The 17,262-nt window shown below is 71.5% G+C and carries 16 protein-coding genes; 11 read left to right on the top strand and 5 right to left on the bottom strand.

Annotated elements, in window-relative coordinates; genetic code table 11:
• Positions 1 to 9: 9 nt before the first annotated feature.
• Positions 10 to 981 carry an aldo/keto reductase gene (locus ACWER9_RS23205; RefSeq protein WP_357351535.1) on the bottom strand — a complete coding sequence of 324 codons (972 nt, stop codon included), beginning with the start codon at positions 979 to 981 and terminating at the stop codon, positions 10 to 12.
• Between the two features lie 186 nt (positions 982 to 1,167).
• Here ACWER9_RS23205 and ACWER9_RS23200 point away from each other — a divergent pair, with 186 nt between their 5' ends.
• From ACWER9_RS23200 to mshC, 6 genes are all read left to right on the top strand, one after another.
• Positions 1,168 to 2,220, top strand: a complete 1,053-nt coding sequence (locus ACWER9_RS23200) for an LLM class F420-dependent oxidoreductase (protein WP_452303828.1) — start codon at positions 1,168 to 1,170, stop codon at positions 2,218 to 2,220.
• Positions 2,217 to 3,053, top strand: coding sequence for an undecaprenyl-diphosphate phosphatase (locus ACWER9_RS23195; RefSeq protein ID WP_452303827.1), 837 nt, complete (start codon positions 2,217 to 2,219; stop codon positions 3,051 to 3,053). The genes ACWER9_RS23200 and ACWER9_RS23195 overlap by 4 nt, the downstream gene beginning before the upstream one ends.
• A gap of 92 nt (positions 3,054 to 3,145) precedes the next feature.
• Positions 3,146 to 3,859 (top strand): MSMEG_4193 family putative phosphomutase, encoded by a 714-nt coding sequence (locus ACWER9_RS23190; RefSeq protein WP_452303826.1) that lies wholly within the window; start codon positions 3,146 to 3,148, stop codon positions 3,857 to 3,859.
• 157 nt (positions 3,860 to 4,016) lie between these two features.
• On the top strand, positions 4,017 to 4,598 hold the full coding sequence (locus tag ACWER9_RS23185) for a DUF3090 domain-containing protein (protein ID WP_357232892.1): 582 nt from the start codon (positions 4,017 to 4,019) through the stop codon (positions 4,596 to 4,598).
• Complete coding sequence (locus ACWER9_RS23180; protein WP_452303825.1) at positions 4,595 to 5,413, top strand: SCO1664 family protein; 819 nt, start codon at positions 4,595 to 4,597, stop codon at positions 5,411 to 5,413. Before ACWER9_RS23185 ends, ACWER9_RS23180 begins: the two co-directional genes overlap by 4 nt.
• Positions 5,414 to 5,481: 68 nt before the next feature.
• Positions 5,482 to 6,720, top strand: a complete 1,239-nt coding sequence (gene mshC, locus ACWER9_RS23175) for a cysteine--1-D-myo-inosityl 2-amino-2-deoxy-alpha-D-glucopyranoside ligase (protein ID WP_452303824.1) — start codon at positions 5,482 to 5,484, stop codon at positions 6,718 to 6,720.
• A 427-nt stretch (positions 6,721 to 7,147) separates the two neighbouring features.
• Here mshC and ACWER9_RS23170 read toward each other — a convergent pair whose 3' ends face one another.
• Together ACWER9_RS23170 and ACWER9_RS23165 are read right to left on the bottom strand one after the other, a co-directional pair.
• The gene (locus ACWER9_RS23170; RefSeq protein ID WP_452303823.1) at positions 7,148 to 7,939 is read right to left on the bottom strand and encodes a GntR family transcriptional regulator; all 792 of its coding nucleotides are present in this window, start codon (positions 7,937 to 7,939) and stop codon (positions 7,148 to 7,150) included.
• A gap of 124 nt (positions 7,940 to 8,063) precedes the next feature.
• Positions 8,064 to 8,933, bottom strand: coding sequence for a PAC2 family protein (locus ACWER9_RS23165; protein ID WP_278139358.1), 870 nt, complete (start codon positions 8,931 to 8,933; stop codon positions 8,064 to 8,066).
• Positions 8,934 to 9,209: 276 nt separating this feature from the next.
• Between ACWER9_RS23165 and metH the strand changes: the two genes are divergently transcribed.
• The 4 genes from metH (at position 9,210) to ACWER9_RS23145 (ending at position 14,115) form a co-directional block, all read left to right on the top strand.
• On the top strand, positions 9,210 to 12,710 hold the full coding sequence (gene metH / locus ACWER9_RS23160) for a methionine synthase (RefSeq protein ID WP_452303844.1): 3,501 nt from the start codon (positions 9,210 to 9,212) through the stop codon (positions 12,708 to 12,710).
• A gap of 317 nt (positions 12,711 to 13,027) precedes the next feature.
• Positions 13,028 to 13,372 (top strand): zinc finger domain-containing protein, encoded by a 345-nt coding sequence (locus ACWER9_RS23155; protein WP_452303821.1) that lies wholly within the window; start codon positions 13,028 to 13,030, stop codon positions 13,370 to 13,372.
• Between the two features lie 52 nt (positions 13,373 to 13,424).
• Complete coding sequence (locus ACWER9_RS23150) at positions 13,425 to 13,562, top strand: hypothetical protein (RefSeq protein WP_452303819.1); 138 nt, start codon at positions 13,425 to 13,427, stop codon at positions 13,560 to 13,562.
• A 112-nt stretch (positions 13,563 to 13,674) separates the two neighbouring features.
• Positions 13,675 to 14,115, top strand: coding sequence for a VOC family protein (locus ACWER9_RS23145; protein WP_452303818.1), 441 nt, complete (start codon positions 13,675 to 13,677; stop codon positions 14,113 to 14,115).
• 29 nt (positions 14,116 to 14,144) lie between these two features.
• Here ACWER9_RS23145 and ACWER9_RS23140 read toward each other — a convergent pair whose 3' ends face one another.
• Both ACWER9_RS23140 and ACWER9_RS23135 read right to left on the bottom strand, forming a co-directional pair.
• Entirely contained in the window at positions 14,145 to 15,446 is a 1,302-nt protein-coding gene (locus tag ACWER9_RS23140; RefSeq protein ID WP_452303817.1) for an alpha/beta fold hydrolase, read from the bottom strand.
• Positions 15,447 to 15,573: 127 nt separating this feature from the next.
• A complete protein-coding gene (locus ACWER9_RS23135; protein ID WP_452303816.1) occupies positions 15,574 to 16,494 on the bottom strand; it encodes an NAD-dependent epimerase/dehydratase family protein in 921 nt (306 codons plus the stop codon).
• A 183-nt stretch (positions 16,495 to 16,677) separates the two neighbouring features.
• Between ACWER9_RS23135 and ACWER9_RS23130 the strand changes: the two genes are divergently transcribed.
• Positions 16,678 to 17,262 carry a hypothetical protein gene (locus ACWER9_RS23130; RefSeq protein WP_452303815.1) on the top strand — a complete coding sequence of 195 codons (585 nt, stop codon included), beginning with the start codon at positions 16,678 to 16,680 and terminating at the stop codon, positions 17,260 to 17,262.

Below are 17,262 nucleotides of genomic sequence, written 5' to 3'. Positions count from 1 at the left end.
GGCCGGCGGTCAGCCGTCGCGTTCGGGGTAGCCGACCGGCACCCCGGAGACGTCGTCGAGCGCGGTGGTGATCTCCTCGGGCAGGGTGATCCGTTCCACCTGGAGTGCCCCGAGCAACTGCCCCACCGTACGGGCACCGAGGATCGGCGCGGTCACACCGGGCCGGTCCCGGATCCACGCCAACGCCACCTCCAGGGGCGACACCCCCAGCCCGCCGGCCGCGGTCGCCACCGCCTCCACGATGCTGGAGCAGCGCGGCTCCAGGTAGGTGGAGACGAACCGTTCGAAGTGCGGCGACGCGGCCCGGGAGTCGCCCGGACGGCCGTGCCGGTACTTGCCGGTGAGCACGCCCCGGCCCAGCGGCGACCAGGGCAGCACGCCGAGACCGAGCGCGTCGCAGGCGGGCAGCACCTCGCGCTCCACGCCCCGCTCCAACAGCGAGTACTCCACCTGGGACGCGACCACCGGCGCCCGCCCCGGCCAGGCGGTCTGCCAGGCGGCGGCCCGCGCGGTCTGCCAGCCGGAGAAGTTGGACACACCCACGTAGCGGACCTTGCCGCTCGCCACCGCGTGGTCCAGGGCGGCCAGGGTCTCCTCCAGGGGGGTGTCCGGGTCGTACCCGTGCACCTGGAACAGGTCGACGTGGTCGGTGCCGAGCCGACGCAGCGACGCGTCCAACGTGCGTAGCAGGTGCCCCCGGGAGCCGTCGCGGCGTCGGCCACTGCCCGGGCGCAACCCGGCCTTGGTGGCGATCAGCAGCTCCTCGCGGGGGACGAGGGAACCCAGCAGCGAGCCGATCACCGACTCGGCGTCGCCGTCGCCGTACACGTCGGCGGTGTCGATGAGGTTGCCGCCCGCGTCCAGGTAACTCTTCAGCTGAGCGGCCGCATCGTCGGCGTCGGTGTCCCGGCCCCAGGTCATGGTGCCGAGCGCGAGCCGGGAAACCGCCAGCCCGCTTCGGCCGAGCGGTCGCTGTTGCATGGGTGAACCTTATTTCGAACCTGCCGCCACGGATATCCTCGCTCCCGTATCTCTGCCGGTTCTGCCGGTTCCGCCGCCCCGGGCTGCCCCGATGGAGGGGGGATCAAAGGTGTCGAGCCGGTGATCGAGTCCGTTATCGGCATTGCGTAACCTGGGGCGACCTGTGCCACGGATGGGGGAGGACCAGTGCGACTCGGGCTCAGTCTCGGATACCAGACGGCGTGGAGCACACCTGCCGACCACCTGGCGCTGGCCCAGGAGGCGGACCGGCTGGGCTACTCGGTGGTGTGGGCGGCGGAGGCGTACGGCTCCGACTCACCGAGCATGTTGGCCTGGATGGCCGGGCAGACCGAACGGATCGACGTCGGCGCCGCGGTGATGCAGATCCCCGCCCGTACGCCAGCGGCCACCGCCATGACCGCCGCCACCATCGACGCGCTCTCCGGCGGCCGGTTCCGGCTCGGCCTGGGCGTCTCCGGCCCGCAGGTGTCCGAGGGCTGGCACGGCGTGCGGTTCGCCAAGCCGCTCGCCCGGACCCGCGAGTTCGTCGACATCGTGAAGCTGGCCGTCGCCCGCAAGGAGGTGGCGTACGACGGCGAGCACTACACGCTGCCGCTGCCGGACGGCCCGGGCAAGGCCCTGCGGCTGGGCTTCCATCCACCCCGCGAACACATACCGATCTACCTGGCCGCGGTCGGCCCGAAGAACCTGGAGTTGGCCGGCGAGATCGCCGACGGTTGGTTGGCTGTCTTCTACGCCCCGGAGTTCGCCGAGGAGCAGCTCGCCTCGGTTCGCGCCGGACGCGCCAAGGTCGGCAAGGAGTTGGCCGGGTTCGACGTGGTGCCGTCGGTGCCCGTGGTGATCGGCGACGACGTGGCGTCCTGCGCCGAGCTTGTCCGCTGGTACGCCGCGCTCTACGTGGGCGGTATGGGCAGCCGGCAGCAGAACTTCTACAACCAGCTCGCCACCCGGATGGGCTACGGCGACGCCGCCCGCGAGGTGCAGGACCTGTACCTGGCCAAGCGGCAGCGCGACGCCGCGGCCGCCGTACCGATGGAGTTCATCGACCGCACCTCGCTGCTCGGCCCGAAGGAGCGCGTCGCCGAGCGGATGCGGGAGTACGCCGCCGCCGGCGTCACCACGCTCTCGGTGACCCTCTTCGTAGCTGACCGGGACAGCGGTGTGCAGACCCTGCGTACCGTCGCCGAGGCTCTCGACCTTTCCGGAGTCGGCGAGTGACCTGGATCGAGGCCATCGTCCTGGGCATCGTCCAGGGACTGACCGAGTTCCTTCCGGTCAGCTCGTCGGGGCATCTGCGGATCACCTCGGCGATCTTCTTCGACCAGGACGCCGGCGCGTCGTTCACCGCGGTCACCCAGCTCGGCACCGAAGCGGCGGTGCTGATCTACTTCGCGAAGGACATCTGGCGGATCACCCGGACCTGGCTGGTCGGCATCCGGGACAAGTCGGTCCGCTCCAGCCTCGACTACCGGATGGGCTGGTACGTGATCGTCGGCTCGATCCCGATCGGGCTCTTCGGTTTCGTCTTCAAGGACCAGATCAAGACCGCCGGGCGCAACCTGTGGGTGGTGGCGACCACGCTGATCGTGTTCGCGTTCGTGCTGGCCTTCGCGGAGTACTGGGGGCGGCAGACCCGCACCCTGGAGAACTTCCGGATGAAGGACGGCATCGTGATGGGCTTCGCCCAGGCCATGGCGCTGGTCCCCGGGGTGTCCCGCTCCGGCGGCACGCTCACCGCGGGCCTGCTGCTCAACCTGACCCGGGAGGCGGCGGCGCGGTACTCGTTCCTGCTGGCCATCCCGGCGGTGGTGATGTCCGGTGTGTTCAGCCTCGGTGACGTCTTCGAACCGTCCGCCCCGGGCACGTCCGTACCCACCGTGGCCCAGACGATCGTGGCCACCGCCATCGCCTTCGGCGTCGGGTACGCGGCCATCGCCTGGTTGCTGCGCTACGTCGCCCACCACACCCTGTACGTCTTCGTGCTGTACCGGGTCGCGCTGGGCACCCTGGTCCTGGCCCTGCTGCTGACCGGCACGATCGACGCCACCTGAGCGACTCCGTCGACGGCCCCCGACCCCGCCCGCGAGCGGAGCCGGGGGTCGTCCGCTGCCCGCGACGGCCCGGTTCGGGCCCAGGTCATAGGGTGGTCACCGTGGCGACCCTTCTGCTCCTGCGACACGGCCGGACGACCGCGAACGCGGACGGCGGTCTGGCCGGTCGGCAACCGGTCGAGTTGGACGACACCGGGCGTGCCCAGGCCAGCGCGGTCGGCGAGCGGTTGCGGGCGGTGCCGCTGGCCGCCGTGGTGACCAGCCCGCTGATCCGGTGCCGGCAGACCCTGGAGTTGGCGCTTCCGCAGGCCACCCCGGTGGTCGAGGACGGGTTGATCGAGTGCGACTACGGCAGCTGGGAGGGGCAGCCGCTGAAGAAGCTCGCCAAGGAGCCGCTCTGGCCGGTCGTCCAGCAGCACCCCAGCGCGGTGGTCTTCCCGGACGGTGAGGCGATGGCGGCGATGGCCGCACGTGCCGTGGCGGCGGTGCGCTCCTGGGACGCCCGGGTGAGCGCCGAACACGGGCCCGAGGCGGTCTGGCTGGCGTGCAGCCACGGCGACGTGATCAAGGCGATCGTGGCGGACGCGCTCGGCGTACACCTGGATGCCTTTCAGCGGATCGTGGCCGACCCGGCGTCGGTGACGGCGATCCGGTTCACGCCGCTGCGTCCGTTCGTGGTGCGTCTCAACGACACCGGCGGCGACCTGGCGGCGCTGGTGCCGCCGCCGGCGAAGCGGCGTCGGCGCGCGAACCGGGCGGCCGACTCGGACGCGGCCGTCGGCGGCGGGGCGGGTGTGTCGCGGTGAGGCCGGTCACGGCGCCGTCGCCGGCCGGCCCGTCAGCTCCTGTCGACAAGGCCGCCACGCCCGGGTATCGCCCCTGGTACGCCGGGCGCGCCGACGCTGCGGCGATTCGCGTCGGTGGGGTGCGCGACGCCAAGGCGGGCCGGATAGGGTCGTGGGTATGACCCACCAGGTGCACGCCTTCGAACCGCCGGAGCGGTTCGTCGCCGGGACTGTCGGGCCGCCGGGGGAGCGCACGTTCTTCCTGCAGGCCCGCGGCGGCGGCAGGCTGGTCAGCGTCGCGCTGGAGAAGGTCCAGGTGTCCCTGCTCGCCGAGAAGCTGGAGGAGCTGCTCACCGAGGCGCAGCGTCGCTTCGGGGTGGACCTGCCCGAGCTGGCGCCGGTGATCGGCGACAACGAGCCGCTGGACACTCCCGTCGACGAGGAGTTCCGGGTCGGGACCCTCGGGCTGGCCTTCGACGTCGACACCGCGACCGTGGTGATCGAGGCGATCGCCGCGGGCGAGGTGGAGCCCGAGGTCGAGCTCGGCGATGAGGACGACGACGAGGACGACGACGAGGACGAGGAGCCGGACGAGGACCTCGACCGGCTCCGGGTCCGGCTCACCCCGCAGGCCACCCGCCAGTTCATCGAGCGGGCCCGGCGAGTGGTCAACGCGGGCCGACCACCGTGCCCGCTCTGCGGCCAGCCGTTGGACCCCGCCGGGCACCTCTGCCCGCGGCACAACGGTTACCACCGGTGACCTCGTCCGGCCTCCAGCCCCGTCAGGACGGCGACGCCGCGCTGCGGCTGCTGCGCGACGGCGCCCTCGAGCTGGAGGGTCGGCTTGTCGACGCGTCGAACACCACACTGCGCGGCATTCTCACCCTGGACGGGGTGACCGCCCGCTGCGTCTACAAGCCGGTCCGTGGCGAGCGCCCACTCTGGGACTTCCCCGATGGCACCCTTGCCGGTCGGGAGGTCTCGGCCTATCTGGTCTCCCGGGCCACCGGGTGGGATCTCGTGCCGCCCACCGTGCTGCGCGACGGCCCGTTCGGCCCCGGCTCCTGTCAGCTCTGGATCGACGAGCCGGAGGACGCCGAGGCGCTCGTCGGTTTCCTGCCCGCCGGGGAGTTGCCGCCGCGCTGGATCCCGATCGCCGCGGCCCGCGACGAGGACGGCGCCGACTACGCCCTGGCGCACGCCGACGACCCGCGGCTGGCCCGGCTTGCGGTGCTCGACGCGGTGCTCAACAACGCCGACCGCAAGGGCGGTCACGTCCTCGTCGGTCCCGACGACCGGATCTACGGCGTGGACCACGGCGTGAGCTTCCACGTGGAGGACAAGCTGCGGACGGTGCTCTGGGGGTGGGCCGGCAAGCAGTTGCCGCCCGATGCCGTGGAGATGCTCGACGCGCTGGCCGGGCAGGTCGCCGGGGCGCTCGGCGCGGAGCTGTCCGACCACCTGACGATCAGCGAGGTTGCCGAGGTGGCCGCCCGGGTCGACCGGCTGCGCGAGACCGGCCGCTTCCCGCAGCCTCCGGAGGACTGGCCGGCGATGCCCTGGCCACCGATGTGAGAGCGTTGTCATCTTGATCACCCGTGGGGCGCTCCGGCCTTGTCGCCGGGCTGGCTAGGCTGATCCCCATGGAGTCTTGGGCGGGACACGAGGTGCCACGGCTGCCGGGCAGGGGCGAGCCACTGGCGTTGTACGACTCGGCGCGGCAGGGTGTCCACCCGAGCGAGCCGGCCGACGCGGGAAGCATGTACGTCTGCGGCATCACCCCGTACGACGCCACCCACCTCGGCCACGCCGCCACCATGATCACGTTCGATCTGGTGCAGCGGATGTGGCGCGACGCCGGTCGCCCGGTGCGCTACGTGCAGAACGTCACCGACATCGACGACCCGCTGCTGGAGCGGGCCGCCCGCGACGGCGAGGACTGGGTGGTCCTGGCGATGCGTGAGACAGCGCTGTTCCGGGAGGACATGGAGGCGCTGCGGATCATACCGCCGGAGCACTACGTGGGCGCGGTCGAGTCGATCCCGGACATCGCCGACAAGGTCGAGGTGCTGCTCAAGGACGGCGCCGCGTACCGGCTGGACGACGGCACCGGCGACGTCTACTTCGACATCTCCGCCACCGGCCGGTTCGGCTACGAGTCGAACCTGACCCGCGAACAGATGCTGGAGATCTTCCCGGAGCGCGGCGGCGACCCGGACCGCGCCGGCAAGCGGGACCCACTGGACCCGCTGCTGTGGCGCGGCGCCCGCGAGGGCGAGCCGTCCTGGCCGGGCGGCGACCTGGGCGCGGGCCGCCCCGGCTGGCACATCGAGTGCGCGGTCATCGCGCTCAACCTGCTCGGCGACCGGATCGACGTGCAGGGCGGCGGCAACGACCTGCTCTTCCCGCACCACGAGGCCTCCGCCGCGCACGCCGAGCGGCTCACCGGCCAGGCGCCGTTCGCCGAGCACTACGTCCACGCCGGGATGATCGGCCTGGACGGCGAGAAGATGTCCAAGTCCCGCGGCAACCTGGTCTTCGTCTCCCGGCTGCGCGCCGACAAGGTCGACCCGATGGCGATCCGCCTGGCGCTGATCTCCGGGCACTACCGCAGCGACCGCACCTGGACCGACGACCTGCTCACGACCGCACAGGAGCGCCTGGACCGCTGGCGGCGGGCCGCCGCCGCGCCGGCCGGACCGTCCGGGGCCGAGCTGCTGGCCGAGGTACGCGCGCGCCTGGCCGACGACCTGGACACCCCTGGCGCTTTGGCAGCGGCGGACCGTTGGGCCGAGGCGACCCTCGCCGGCGCGACCGACGACCCCGAGGCCCCGGCCCTCTTCGCGAACACGGTCGACGCCCTCCTCGGCATCCGCCTCTAGCCCCTCGCAAGCCTGCCCCCCGCGTCGCTCGGCTGACCCCGTGCGCGCTCGGCTGGCGTCCTGCGCGCTCGGCTGGCCCCGTGCGCGCTCGGCTGGCGTCCTCCGTGCTGGGCTGGCGTCGATCGCGCTTGGCTGGCGTCGATCATGGAGTTGTGGTGGCCGGTATAAGGTGCTGTGCCCCTTATGCGCGGCACCACAACTCCTTGATCGACGCGCTCCCCGCGCCCCCCTCGCCGATCTTGCACTTCCTGACGTTACGAAAGGTGCCAAGCGGGGCAAAGCGGCAACAGCAAGTGCAAGATCGCCGGGGCAGGGCAGGGCAGGGCAGGGCAGGGCAGGGCAGGGCAGGGCAGGGCAGGGCAGGGCAGGGCAGGGCAGGGCAGGGCAGGGCAGGGCGGGGCAGGGCGGGGCCGGGCGGGGTGCGGTGTTAGCCCAGGACCAGGCCGGGGTTGGGTTCCGGGTCGGGGGTTGGGCCGGGGATCTTGTACTCCTCGGTGAGGGTGGTCATCGGGCCGGGCCAGGTCGCCTGGGACACCTCGATCGGCTTGCGGTGTGCGTCGTAGGCGACGTGCAGCAGGTGCAGCACGGGGGTGTCGGGTCGGATCTGGAGGGTCTCGGCCTCCTCCCGGCTCGGCTGGCGGGCGCTGATCGTGTCGGTGGCGGCGACGTACCGCCGGCCGGTGGCCTCCTCGGCCTCCTGGTAGAGGGGCCGACCGAACGCCTCGACGCGTTCCAGTGAGGTGCCTGCGGTGTCGCGGGGCAGGAACCAGGAGGCGCCGACCTCGACGGGGGAGTCGTCGGTGCGGACGAGGTGTCGGCGGCAGAGCAGGCTGGTGCCGTCGGACACGCCGAAGGCGTCGGCCACCTCGGCGGGGGCGGGGGCCGGCCCGACGGAGACGAGTTGTTGACGGTAACGGGCGGCCAGGTCGGTGTGGTAGCCGCGGAAGCCGCCGTACCGACCCCGGGAGAGGCGGTTGAGGCGACGGCGGGTGCCTCGGACGTACGTACCGGAGCCGGGTTTGGTGATGAGGATGCCCTCGACCCGCAGCTGGTCGACGGCGCGCTGCACGGTCTGCTTGGCGACGCCGAACATCTCGGCGATGGCCGGGATGGACGGCAGCCGCTCGCCCGGCCCCCAGTCGCCGCGGCGGACCTGGGCCTTGAGCTGCGCGGCGATCTGTCGGTGCGGGAACTCGGCGGCCCCGGGATTGATCTGCACACCCGCCTCCTTGATCACATCTAGGTTCCTAGGATGCCCTAGAGGGTGTGACGGCGCTACCCCGGACACGCGGAAACGGGCCCCCGGACCGAACAGAGGTCCGAGAGCCCGTGCAAGAAAGGTGCTACCAGGAGCCGGCGGTGGGGCCGGCCGAACCGCCCCGGCGGCGCAGGTACTTCTCGAACTCCTGGGCGATTTCGTCACCGGTCAACGGGGTGATGCCCTCGTCACCGACCCGTTCCTCCAGCTCGCGCACGTACTCGCCCAGCTCGGCGTCCTGCTCGGCGGCGCTGCGCACCCGCTGCTCCCACTCGGCCGACTCCTCGGCGAGGTCGGCCATCGGCACCGGCAGGTCGACGACCTCCTCGACCCGGTGCAGCAGGGCGAGGGTGGCCTTCGGGCAGGGCGGGTTGTTGGCGTAGTGCGGCACGTGCACCCAGAACGAGACGGCGTCCACCTCGGCGCGGGAGCAGGCGTCGTGCAGCACGCCGACGATGCCGGTCGGCCCGTCGTACCGGGTGGGGGTGAGCTGGTAGCGCTCGGCGGCCTGCGCGTCGGAGGCGCTGCCGCTGATCGGCAACGGCCGGGTGTACGGCACGTCGGCGAGCAACGCGCCGAGCAGCACCACCCGCTCCACCTCCAGGCTGTGGCAGATCTCCAGCACCTGCTCGCAGAACGTCCGCCAGCGCATGCTCGGCTCGATGCCGCGGATCAGCACCACGTCGCGGTCGGTGCCCTCCGGGCTGGCCACCATGAACCGAGTCGTCGGCCACTCCACCCGCCGGGTCTCCCCGTCGGCCATCGTGATGGTGGGCCGACTGACCTGGAAGTCGTAGAAGTCCTCCGGATCCAGCTCGGCGATCTGCCGCGCGTTCCAGACCTGCTCCAGGTGCTCGACCGCGGCGGTGGACGCGTCGGCGGCGTCATTCCAACCCTCGAACGCGGCGATCGCCACCGGGGACCGCAGCACCGGCAGTCCGTCGAACTCGGTCACGCCGTCACCTCACCCTGCTCGTCGCGGTTGGCGCCGGGACCGCGCCCGGTCGTCATACCGTGGGGCACGGCGGCGTCCCTGTTGTCCTTCACGTCCGTCAGCCTACGTGCAGGGCGAGGGTGCGGCCCGTCGGCCGCGCCGGTCAGCCGCTCCGGCAGCAGGTCATACCCGAACGAACCAGACAGGGTGATCCCCGTGACACAATAGGGGATCGCTCGAGGATGGTCGTGGAGTCCCGCCGAATCGCACTAACCTGAACGGGTGCGGACTTCATTGATGGATGTGCTGGCTGAGCGGGTTCTCATCGCCGATGGCGCGATGGGCACGATGTTGCAGGCCGCGGACCTCACGCTCGACGACTTCGACGGGCTGGAGGGCTGCAACGAGATCCTCAACGTCACGCGCCCGGACGTGGTCCGCGGGGTGCACGACGCCTACCTGGCCGCCGGTGCCGACTGCGTGGAGACCAACACCTTCGGCGCCAACCTCGCCAACCTCGCCGAGTACGACATCCCGCACCGCATCCGCGAGTTGTCCGAGGCCGGCGCCCGGATCGCCCGGGAGGCCGCGGACGCGGCGAGCACCCCGCAGCGGCCCCGGTTCGTCCTCGGCTCGATCGGTCCGGGCACCAAGCTGCCGACCCTCGGGCACGCCGACTACGCGACGCTGCGCGACGCCTACCAGGAGAACGCGGCGGGTCTGATCGCCGGCGGCGCGGACGCGCTGATCATCGAGACCTGCCAGGACCTGCTCCAGGTCAAGGCGGCCGTGGTCGGGTCGAGGCGGGCGATGGCCGAGCTGGGCCAGTCGGTGCCGATCATCTGTCACGTGGCCGTGGAGACCACCGGCACGATGCTTGTCGGCAGCGAGATCGGTGCGGCGCTCGCCGCGATCGAGCCGCTCGGCGTGGACCTGATCGGGCTCAACTGCTCGACCGGCCCGGCCGAGATGAGCGAACACCTCCGCTACCTGTCGCAGCACTCCCGCATCCCCCTGTCGGTGATGCCGAACGCCGGCCTGCCGGTGCTGACCGCCGACGGGGCGTACTTCCCGCTGAGCCCGGTCGAGCTGGGGGAGGCGCTGGAGCGGTTCATCACCGAGTACGGCGTGGGGCTGGTCGGCGGCTGCTGCGGCACCACCCCGGAGCACATCCGGGTGCTGGCCGAGCGGCTGCACGGCGTCACCGCCCCGGCCCGCGAGCCCCGGCACGAGGCGGGTGTTTCGTCGGTGTACCACCCGGTGCCGTTCGCCCAGGACGCGTCGGTGCTGATGGTGGGTGAGCGGACCAACGCCAACGGCTCGAAGGCGTTCCGGGAGGCCATGCTCGCCGGCGACTGGCGGGCCTGTGTGGAGATCGCCCGCAGTCAGGCGCGCGACGGCTCGCACCTGCTCGACCTCTGCGTGGACTACGTCGGCCGCGACGGCACGCAGGACATGCGCGAGCTGGCCGGTCGGTTCGCCACCGCGTCTACCCTGCCCATCATGTTGGACTCCACCGAGCCGGCGGTCATCGAGGCCGGGTTGGAGATGCTCGGCGGCCGGTGCGTGGTCAACTCGGTCAACTTCGAGGACGGTGACGGCCCCGAATCCCGGTACGCCCGGGTGATGCCGATCGTCCGTGAGCACGGCGCGTCGGTGGTGGCGCTGCTCATCGACGAGGAGGGGCAGGCCCGCACCCAGGAGTGGAAGGTCCGGGTCGCGGCGCGGTTGATCGACGACCTGACCGGCCGGTGGGGCATCGACCGGGCCGACATCCTGATCGACGCGCTGACCTTCCCGATCGCCACCGGGCAGGAGGAGACCCGTCGCGACGGCATCGAGACGATCGAGGCGATCCGGGAGATCTCCCGCCGCTACCCCGGCGTCAACTTCACCCTGGGCATCTCGAACATCTCGTTCGGGCTCAACCCGGCGGCCCGGCAGGTGCTCAACTCGGTGTTCCTGCACGAGTGCGTGCAGGCCGGCCTGACGTCGGCGATCGTGCACGCCAGCAAGATCCTGCCGATGGCGAAGATCCCCGACGAGCAGCGCGAGGTCGCCCTGGACCTGGTGTACGACAGGCGCCGGGAGGGCTACGACCCGGTGCAGCGCTTCCTCGAGCTCTTCGAGGGTGTCGACGTGACGAGTGCCCGGGCCAGCCGGGCGCAGGAGTTGGCGGCGTTGCCGCTCGACGAGCGGCTCAAGCGGCGGATCATCGACGGCGAGCGCAACGGCCTGGAGGCCGACCTGGACGAGGCGATGGCCGGCGGCCGTTCCCCGTTGTCGATCATCAACGACATCCTGCTGGACGGCATGAAGGTGGTCGGTGAGCTGTTCGGCTCCGGCCAGATGCAGCTGCCGTTCGTGCTCCAGTCCGCCGAGGTGATGAAGACCGCGGTGGCCTACCTGGAGCCGCACATGGAGACCGCCGAGGACGGCGGCAAGGGCCGCATCGTGCTCGCCACGGTGCGCGGCGACGTGCACGACATCGGCAAGAACCTCGTCGACATCATCCTGTCCAACAACGGCTACGAGGTGGTGAACATCGGCATCAAGCAGCCGATCAGCGCCATCCTCGACGCCGCCGAGCAGCACCGCGCCGACGCGATCGGCATGTCCGGTCTGCTGGTCAAGAGCACCGTGATCATGAAGGAGAACCTGGCCGAGATGGCCACCCGCGGGGTCGCGGAGCGGTGGCCCGTCCTGCTCGGTGGGGCGGCGCTGACCCGCGCGTACGTCGAGGACGACCTGCGCTCGACGTTCCCCGGGCAGGTGCACTACGCGCGGGACGCGTTCGAGGGTCTGTCCCTGATGGACCGGGTGATGACCGCGAAGCGTGGTGGCGCCCCGGTGATCGACCCGGAGCGGGAGGCGGCTCTCGCGGCCCGACGGGCGCGCCGGGAGCGGCAACGCTCGATGGTCACCACGTCGCTGCCGGAGCTGCACGACTCGTCGGTCCGCTCCGACGTGGCAGCCGACGTGGCGGTGCCCACCCCACCGTTCTTCGGCACCCGGGTCGTCAAGGGCGTGCCGATGGCCGACTACGCGGCGCTCCTCGACGAGCGGGCCACCTTCTCCGGGCAGTGGGGGCTGCGCGGCGCCCGGGGTGGCAGCGGGCCCTCCTACGAGGAGCTGGTCGAGACCGAGGGTCGGCCGCGTCTGCGGTACTGGCTGGACCGGCTGATCGCCGACCAGATCCTTGAGGCAGCCGTGGTGTACGGCTACTTCCCCGCGTACTCCGAAGGCAATGACCTGGTGGTGCTCGACGAGAACGGGCACGCGGAGCGCGCCCGGTTCTCGTTCCCCCGGCAGCGGCAGGAGCGGCGGCTCTGCCTGGCGGACTTCTTCAAGCCCCAGGGTGACCAGCTCGATGTGGTCGCGTTGCAACTGGTCACCGTCGGCCAGCCGGTCAGCGAGTACGCGGCGAAGCTGTTCGCCCGCAACGAGTACCGCGACTACCTGGAGGTGCACGGGCTGTCCGTGCAGCTCACCGAGGCTCTGGCCGAGTACTGGCACCAGCGCATCCGTGCCGAGATGACCCTGCCCGACGGGCGTCCGCTGGGGCACGACGACCCGGCGGACCTGGCCGGCATCCTGCACAACGACTACCGGGGCTGCCGGTACGCGTTCGGCTACCCGGCCTGCCCCGACCTGGAGGACCGGGCGAAGATCATGGATCTGCTCGGCGCGGACCGGATCGGGGTCGAGCTGTCCGAGGAGTTCCAGCTCATGCCGGAGCAGGCCACCGACGCGATCGTGGTACACCACCCGGAGGCCAACTACTTCAACGCCAAGTAACGAAGCGCAGGTGCCCTGACCTGTGACTGCTTTGTCCGTAGCCTTTCGGGTGATTGTCCCGGCCTCTTGATGTCGAGCAACTAGCCAAGATCATGAGGTTTGCAGGTTGTCCACGGGGGTCGGCACGGTCCACTGCCGACCATCGTTGCCAAGCGAATCAGCAGCTCACAAGGCACGTCGCCCGCTTGGTCGGCTACGCCCCGTCCTTGATCGATGCAACGCCACGTGTGCCGAGTGCTGATGCCACGTCGCCAAGCGCGGGCGGTGCGCGGCGAATGGTCAGGTTTAGCCCGGTCCGAGCCGGGCAGTCCCGGGCCATGTGGGTTGACGTCGACGAACCGAACGCGGTCGAAGTGTTCTGGAACGGGATGCGGGAGGCCGCTGCTGCCGCTGCCCGGCACCGGGACTCCGGCCTGTACAACGCCATCGTCAAGATCGGTAGGTCGGCGCTGGCGCAGGGCGTCGAACTGGCGCCCTCCTGCGGCTTCTTCCTTCAGTGCCCGGTCTGCAGTGCTCAGTCAGGGCAGCGCTGTGTCAACGCCCCCGGCCACCCTCTGCAGGAGAACATCCTCCACCCGGAACGCGTCGAGTTGAGTGAGAAGGCCATCAGGGGCGAGGTCCCTCTTCCGGCGCCGCTTGGGAGAGTCCATCGATCCGCTTGATCAGGTGATGACAAGTAGCTGTCAGGCGCTTTCCTGACCTACTTTCCATCACTTGATCTTCGGGCGCCACGCCACGCTCCTCGACGCTCCGCTGCTGTCTGACCAGATCAAGATCTCCGGTTACGAGTACGACGTGGAGACCGGTCTGTTGAGAACGCTCGTACCTCCGCGCAGCCGGGCCGACGGGTAGCGGGCCTGCCACGCGACGACGCGGTCAGCTCTGGATGTCGAGAACGGCGGGGTGACTCCGTCCTCGGGGAGGATGCGGTCACCGGGACCGCACCAGAGCAGGGAGATCGAGCATGGCGATCCAGCGGATGGACAACGTCCTCATCGTTGTCGATGACCTGGACGCGGTCATCGCGTTCTTCGTCGAACTCGGCATGCAGGTGGAGGGGCGGGGCCCGGTCGAGGGGCGGTGGGTGGAGCGTGTCATCGGGCTCGACGACGTGCGGCAGGAGGTCGCGATGCTGCGGACCCCGGACGGCCAGGGCAAGGTCGAGCTGGCGATGTTCCACTCACCGGCGGCGGTCAGCGCCACGCCGAGGGACACCCCGGCGAACACACTCGGCATTCGACGCATCATGTTCGCCGTCGACGACATCGACGACGTGATCGCCCGGCTGCGCGGCCATGGCGCCGAACTCGTCGGGGAGGTGGAGCGGTACGAGGACATCTTCCGGCTCTGCTACGTACGCGGCCCGGAGGGCATCATCGTCGGGCTGGCCGAGCAGCTGCGCTGACCGGCACCTGCCCGGATCGAACGACTGCCTCACCGCTCGCCCCGGACCAGCCGGATCAGCCGGTCGAGGACCCGGCCGCCGCTGACCCGGAGGCCGTCGTGCTCGTACTCGTCGGTGACCCAGGTACGCAGCCCGCGTACCGAGCGGGCGGTGTCGAGCGAGTCGACGGTGTCGACGTACATGTCGTCGTGATAGATGGCGGCGGCCACCGGCACCTCGTTGCGGGCCAGCTGAGCGGGGTCGTACAGGTCGGGCCAGCCCTCCCGCTGGGCGAGCAGCTGCGCCGCCTCGGCCAGCGGGGCCAGCGCCGGGTCGGTGGCGAACATCCAGGGGTAGATCATCTCCCCGGTCAGCAGCACCGGGAGGTCGTCGGCCAGCGCCCGGTCGACGTCGAACCGGGGGAACTCCGCGCGGACCGACTGTGCGGCCCACCGGGTGCCGTGCGGGGACACCGACCGCTGACCGTAGATCGACTCGTGGAGTACGGCGTAGAGCGGGCGTCCGGTGAACGACAGGTGACGCTCCACCTGGGCGAGGAACGCGTCGCCGAAGGGTGCGCCGGGCAGCGTGCTCTCCTCCAGCAGGTAGTGCAGCGTGTGCGAGCCGTTCCCGGTGCCCAGGAGGATGCCCAGCGTCTGGAACGCCTCGGCGGTCAACACGCCACCGCCGGGCAGCCGTACCTCCTGCTCGCGCAACTGGCGCACGACGGTGCGGACGGCCTCGGCGTCCTGCGGGTAGCGCGTGTAGTGCGCCTCGACCTTGCGCTGCACCCGGGGATAGGCCGCCCGGTACACCGCCTCCGGCGTGCTGCGCAGGCCGGCGAGACCACCCGTCACGAACGCCTCGCGTAGACCCTGCGGGGCGTACGACAGGTAGGTGAGGGCGCAGAAGCCGCCGTAGCTCTGGCCCAGCACGCTCCACTGCCCGGCGTCGCCGAGGAGTTCCCGGCGGATCAGCTCGCAGTCCCGCACGATCGAGTCGGCGCGGAAGTACGCCAGGTACCGGGCCTGTGCGGCGGCGTCCCCGCGCAGTGGCAGGGTGTGCCGGTCGACGGGTGTGGACCGGCCGGTGCCGCGCTGGTCCACCAGCAGCACCCGGTAGTCGTCGAGCGCCCGGTCCAGCCACTCGTCCCGGCCCACCGGGCGGGGGGACCGCCCGCCCGGCCCGCCCTGCAGGAACAGCAGCCAGGGCAGGGACTCCCGCTGTGCGCCCGCTGCGACGACCTCGCGGGCGTACACCTCGATCTGCTCCCCGGCCGGGTCCGCGTGGTCGAGCGGTACCCGGAAGGTGTGGTCGCTGATGAGGGTGCCCGGGTGGCGGTGGGTCGGCACGTGGTCTCTCCCGGTGGTCGGTCCGGCCTGATGCCCACAGCCTGCCCGACGAGGGCGGCGACGCCGTCTCGACCCCGGGGTCCGACGGCGTCGGGGCGACCAACGGTGGGTCAGCTCGCCGGGACCGTCAGTGGGTGTCGCCGGCGGGGAAGGTTTCGCGCAGTGCCGAGTCCAGTGAGCGGCCGGTGGTCGGCTCGATGAACAGGTCGGCGAGCAGCAGGTCGCCGAGGTGGCTGGGGTTGATGCCGGACTCCTTGCGACCGAGGGCCTGTGCCGCGCCGCCGAGTCGCAGCGCGGCCCGCGCCGCGCCGGCCGGCATCCGGCCGACCCGGCGGGGCCGGCCCACCGCGTCAGCGATGCGGGCGAGCATGTCGGCCCAGGTGAGGTTCTCGTCGGCGATCGGGATGTCCGCGCCACTGGCCCGCTCCAGGGCGTCGACCGCGGTCTCGGCCACGCTGCGCGCGGAGGCCGCGGCGCTACCGCCGGTCGGGGCGACCAACGGGGTACGCGAGCGCGCCCACCGGTCCAGCGGAGGGGCCCAGTTGGGCAGCCGGTCGCCGGCCCGACCGAAGACGAAGGGCAGCTCGAGGACGGCGACCGGAAGGCCCTCGCCGGCGGCCGCCCGCCCCTCCTGGGCCTGCTCCAGGCGGCACCGGATGTACGTGTGCCGTTCGGCGAGGCGCCACTGCGGGTGGAGCCGGTCGAAGTAGGTGTAGTAGGAGCCCATCACGACGCCGCGGGTGAGCCCTTCGAGGCGGGCGGCGGTGAGCAGGCGTACCACCGGGTCGACGTTGTCGCGCCGGAACTCGGGATAGATCGGCTTGGGCAGTGGCCGTTGCTCGTCGGTGCGGGTGGCGTACACGACGCCGTCGTGCCCGGCGAGCAACGGCCGCAGGTCGTCGACCGAGGCGGACCCGACATCGAGCAGGTGGTCGACGCCCGGCTGGGCGGTCCGCGCCACGGTGGTCGCGGCGTGACCACCGTCTCGGAGGACGTCCACGACGTGAGCGCCGATCAGCCCGCTGCCACCCACCACCAGAATCCGCACGGTGCATCGTCCACTCTGGAACCACTGTCTTGTCAACCCACGGGCGCCGCCGGGCGGGTCCTGGGCTGGCCGCTGCGCTCCGACGTCCTTTCGCAGACGCTAGGCTCGGACCGACGGTCAACAGTGGGCGCGTCGTATACCGTCAGTGACGGTTGCCTGACTTCTCACAAACGGGGGTTGAGGATGCCGGAACCGCGCGCCTTCTGGCTGGACGAGCAGTTCGACCGCGAACACGGCACCGACGGACGCGGCCGGTACGAGGCCGAGGTGCTCGGCCGCATCGACGAGTTCACCGACACCTGGGGAGACTTCGCGCCCGTCGCGTTCGCGGTGACGGCCTGGCGGCTGGCCAGCGAGCTGTCGCCGGGCTTCGTCCGCTGGCACCGGCGGATCATCTCGGCTACCTGCGCGCGCAGCCCGTGGGACGGCAGCCTGGTCTGCGCGGTGACCCTCGCCTCCCGCTGGCCGGCCGAGCTGACCTGGACCAAGCAGTGGCAGCGCGACCGTGGTTGGCAGAACTGGCCCCAGCTGTTCGGCCAGTTCACCACGCCCACCGAGCAGGACCAGACGCGCCGGCCGCACCTGCGCGCGCTGCTCCAGGTGGAGGCACCGGTCCCGCTCGACGACCTACCGCCCACTCCCGCCGGGCCGGCGGACGACGTCCCCGCAGCGGCACGGCGGGCCGTGGCGGTGCTGGCCCGGGAACTCAACGACCTTCTCGCGCCGATGGTCGGGCAGCTCGACGCCGGAGTGCCGGCGGGCTCCTGA

The sequence above is a fragment of the Micromonospora sp. NPDC003944 genome (assembly GCF_053605225.1).
Note: the sequence above shows the minus strand (reverse complement) of the source record. Positions and strands in the feature narration are given on the sequence as shown.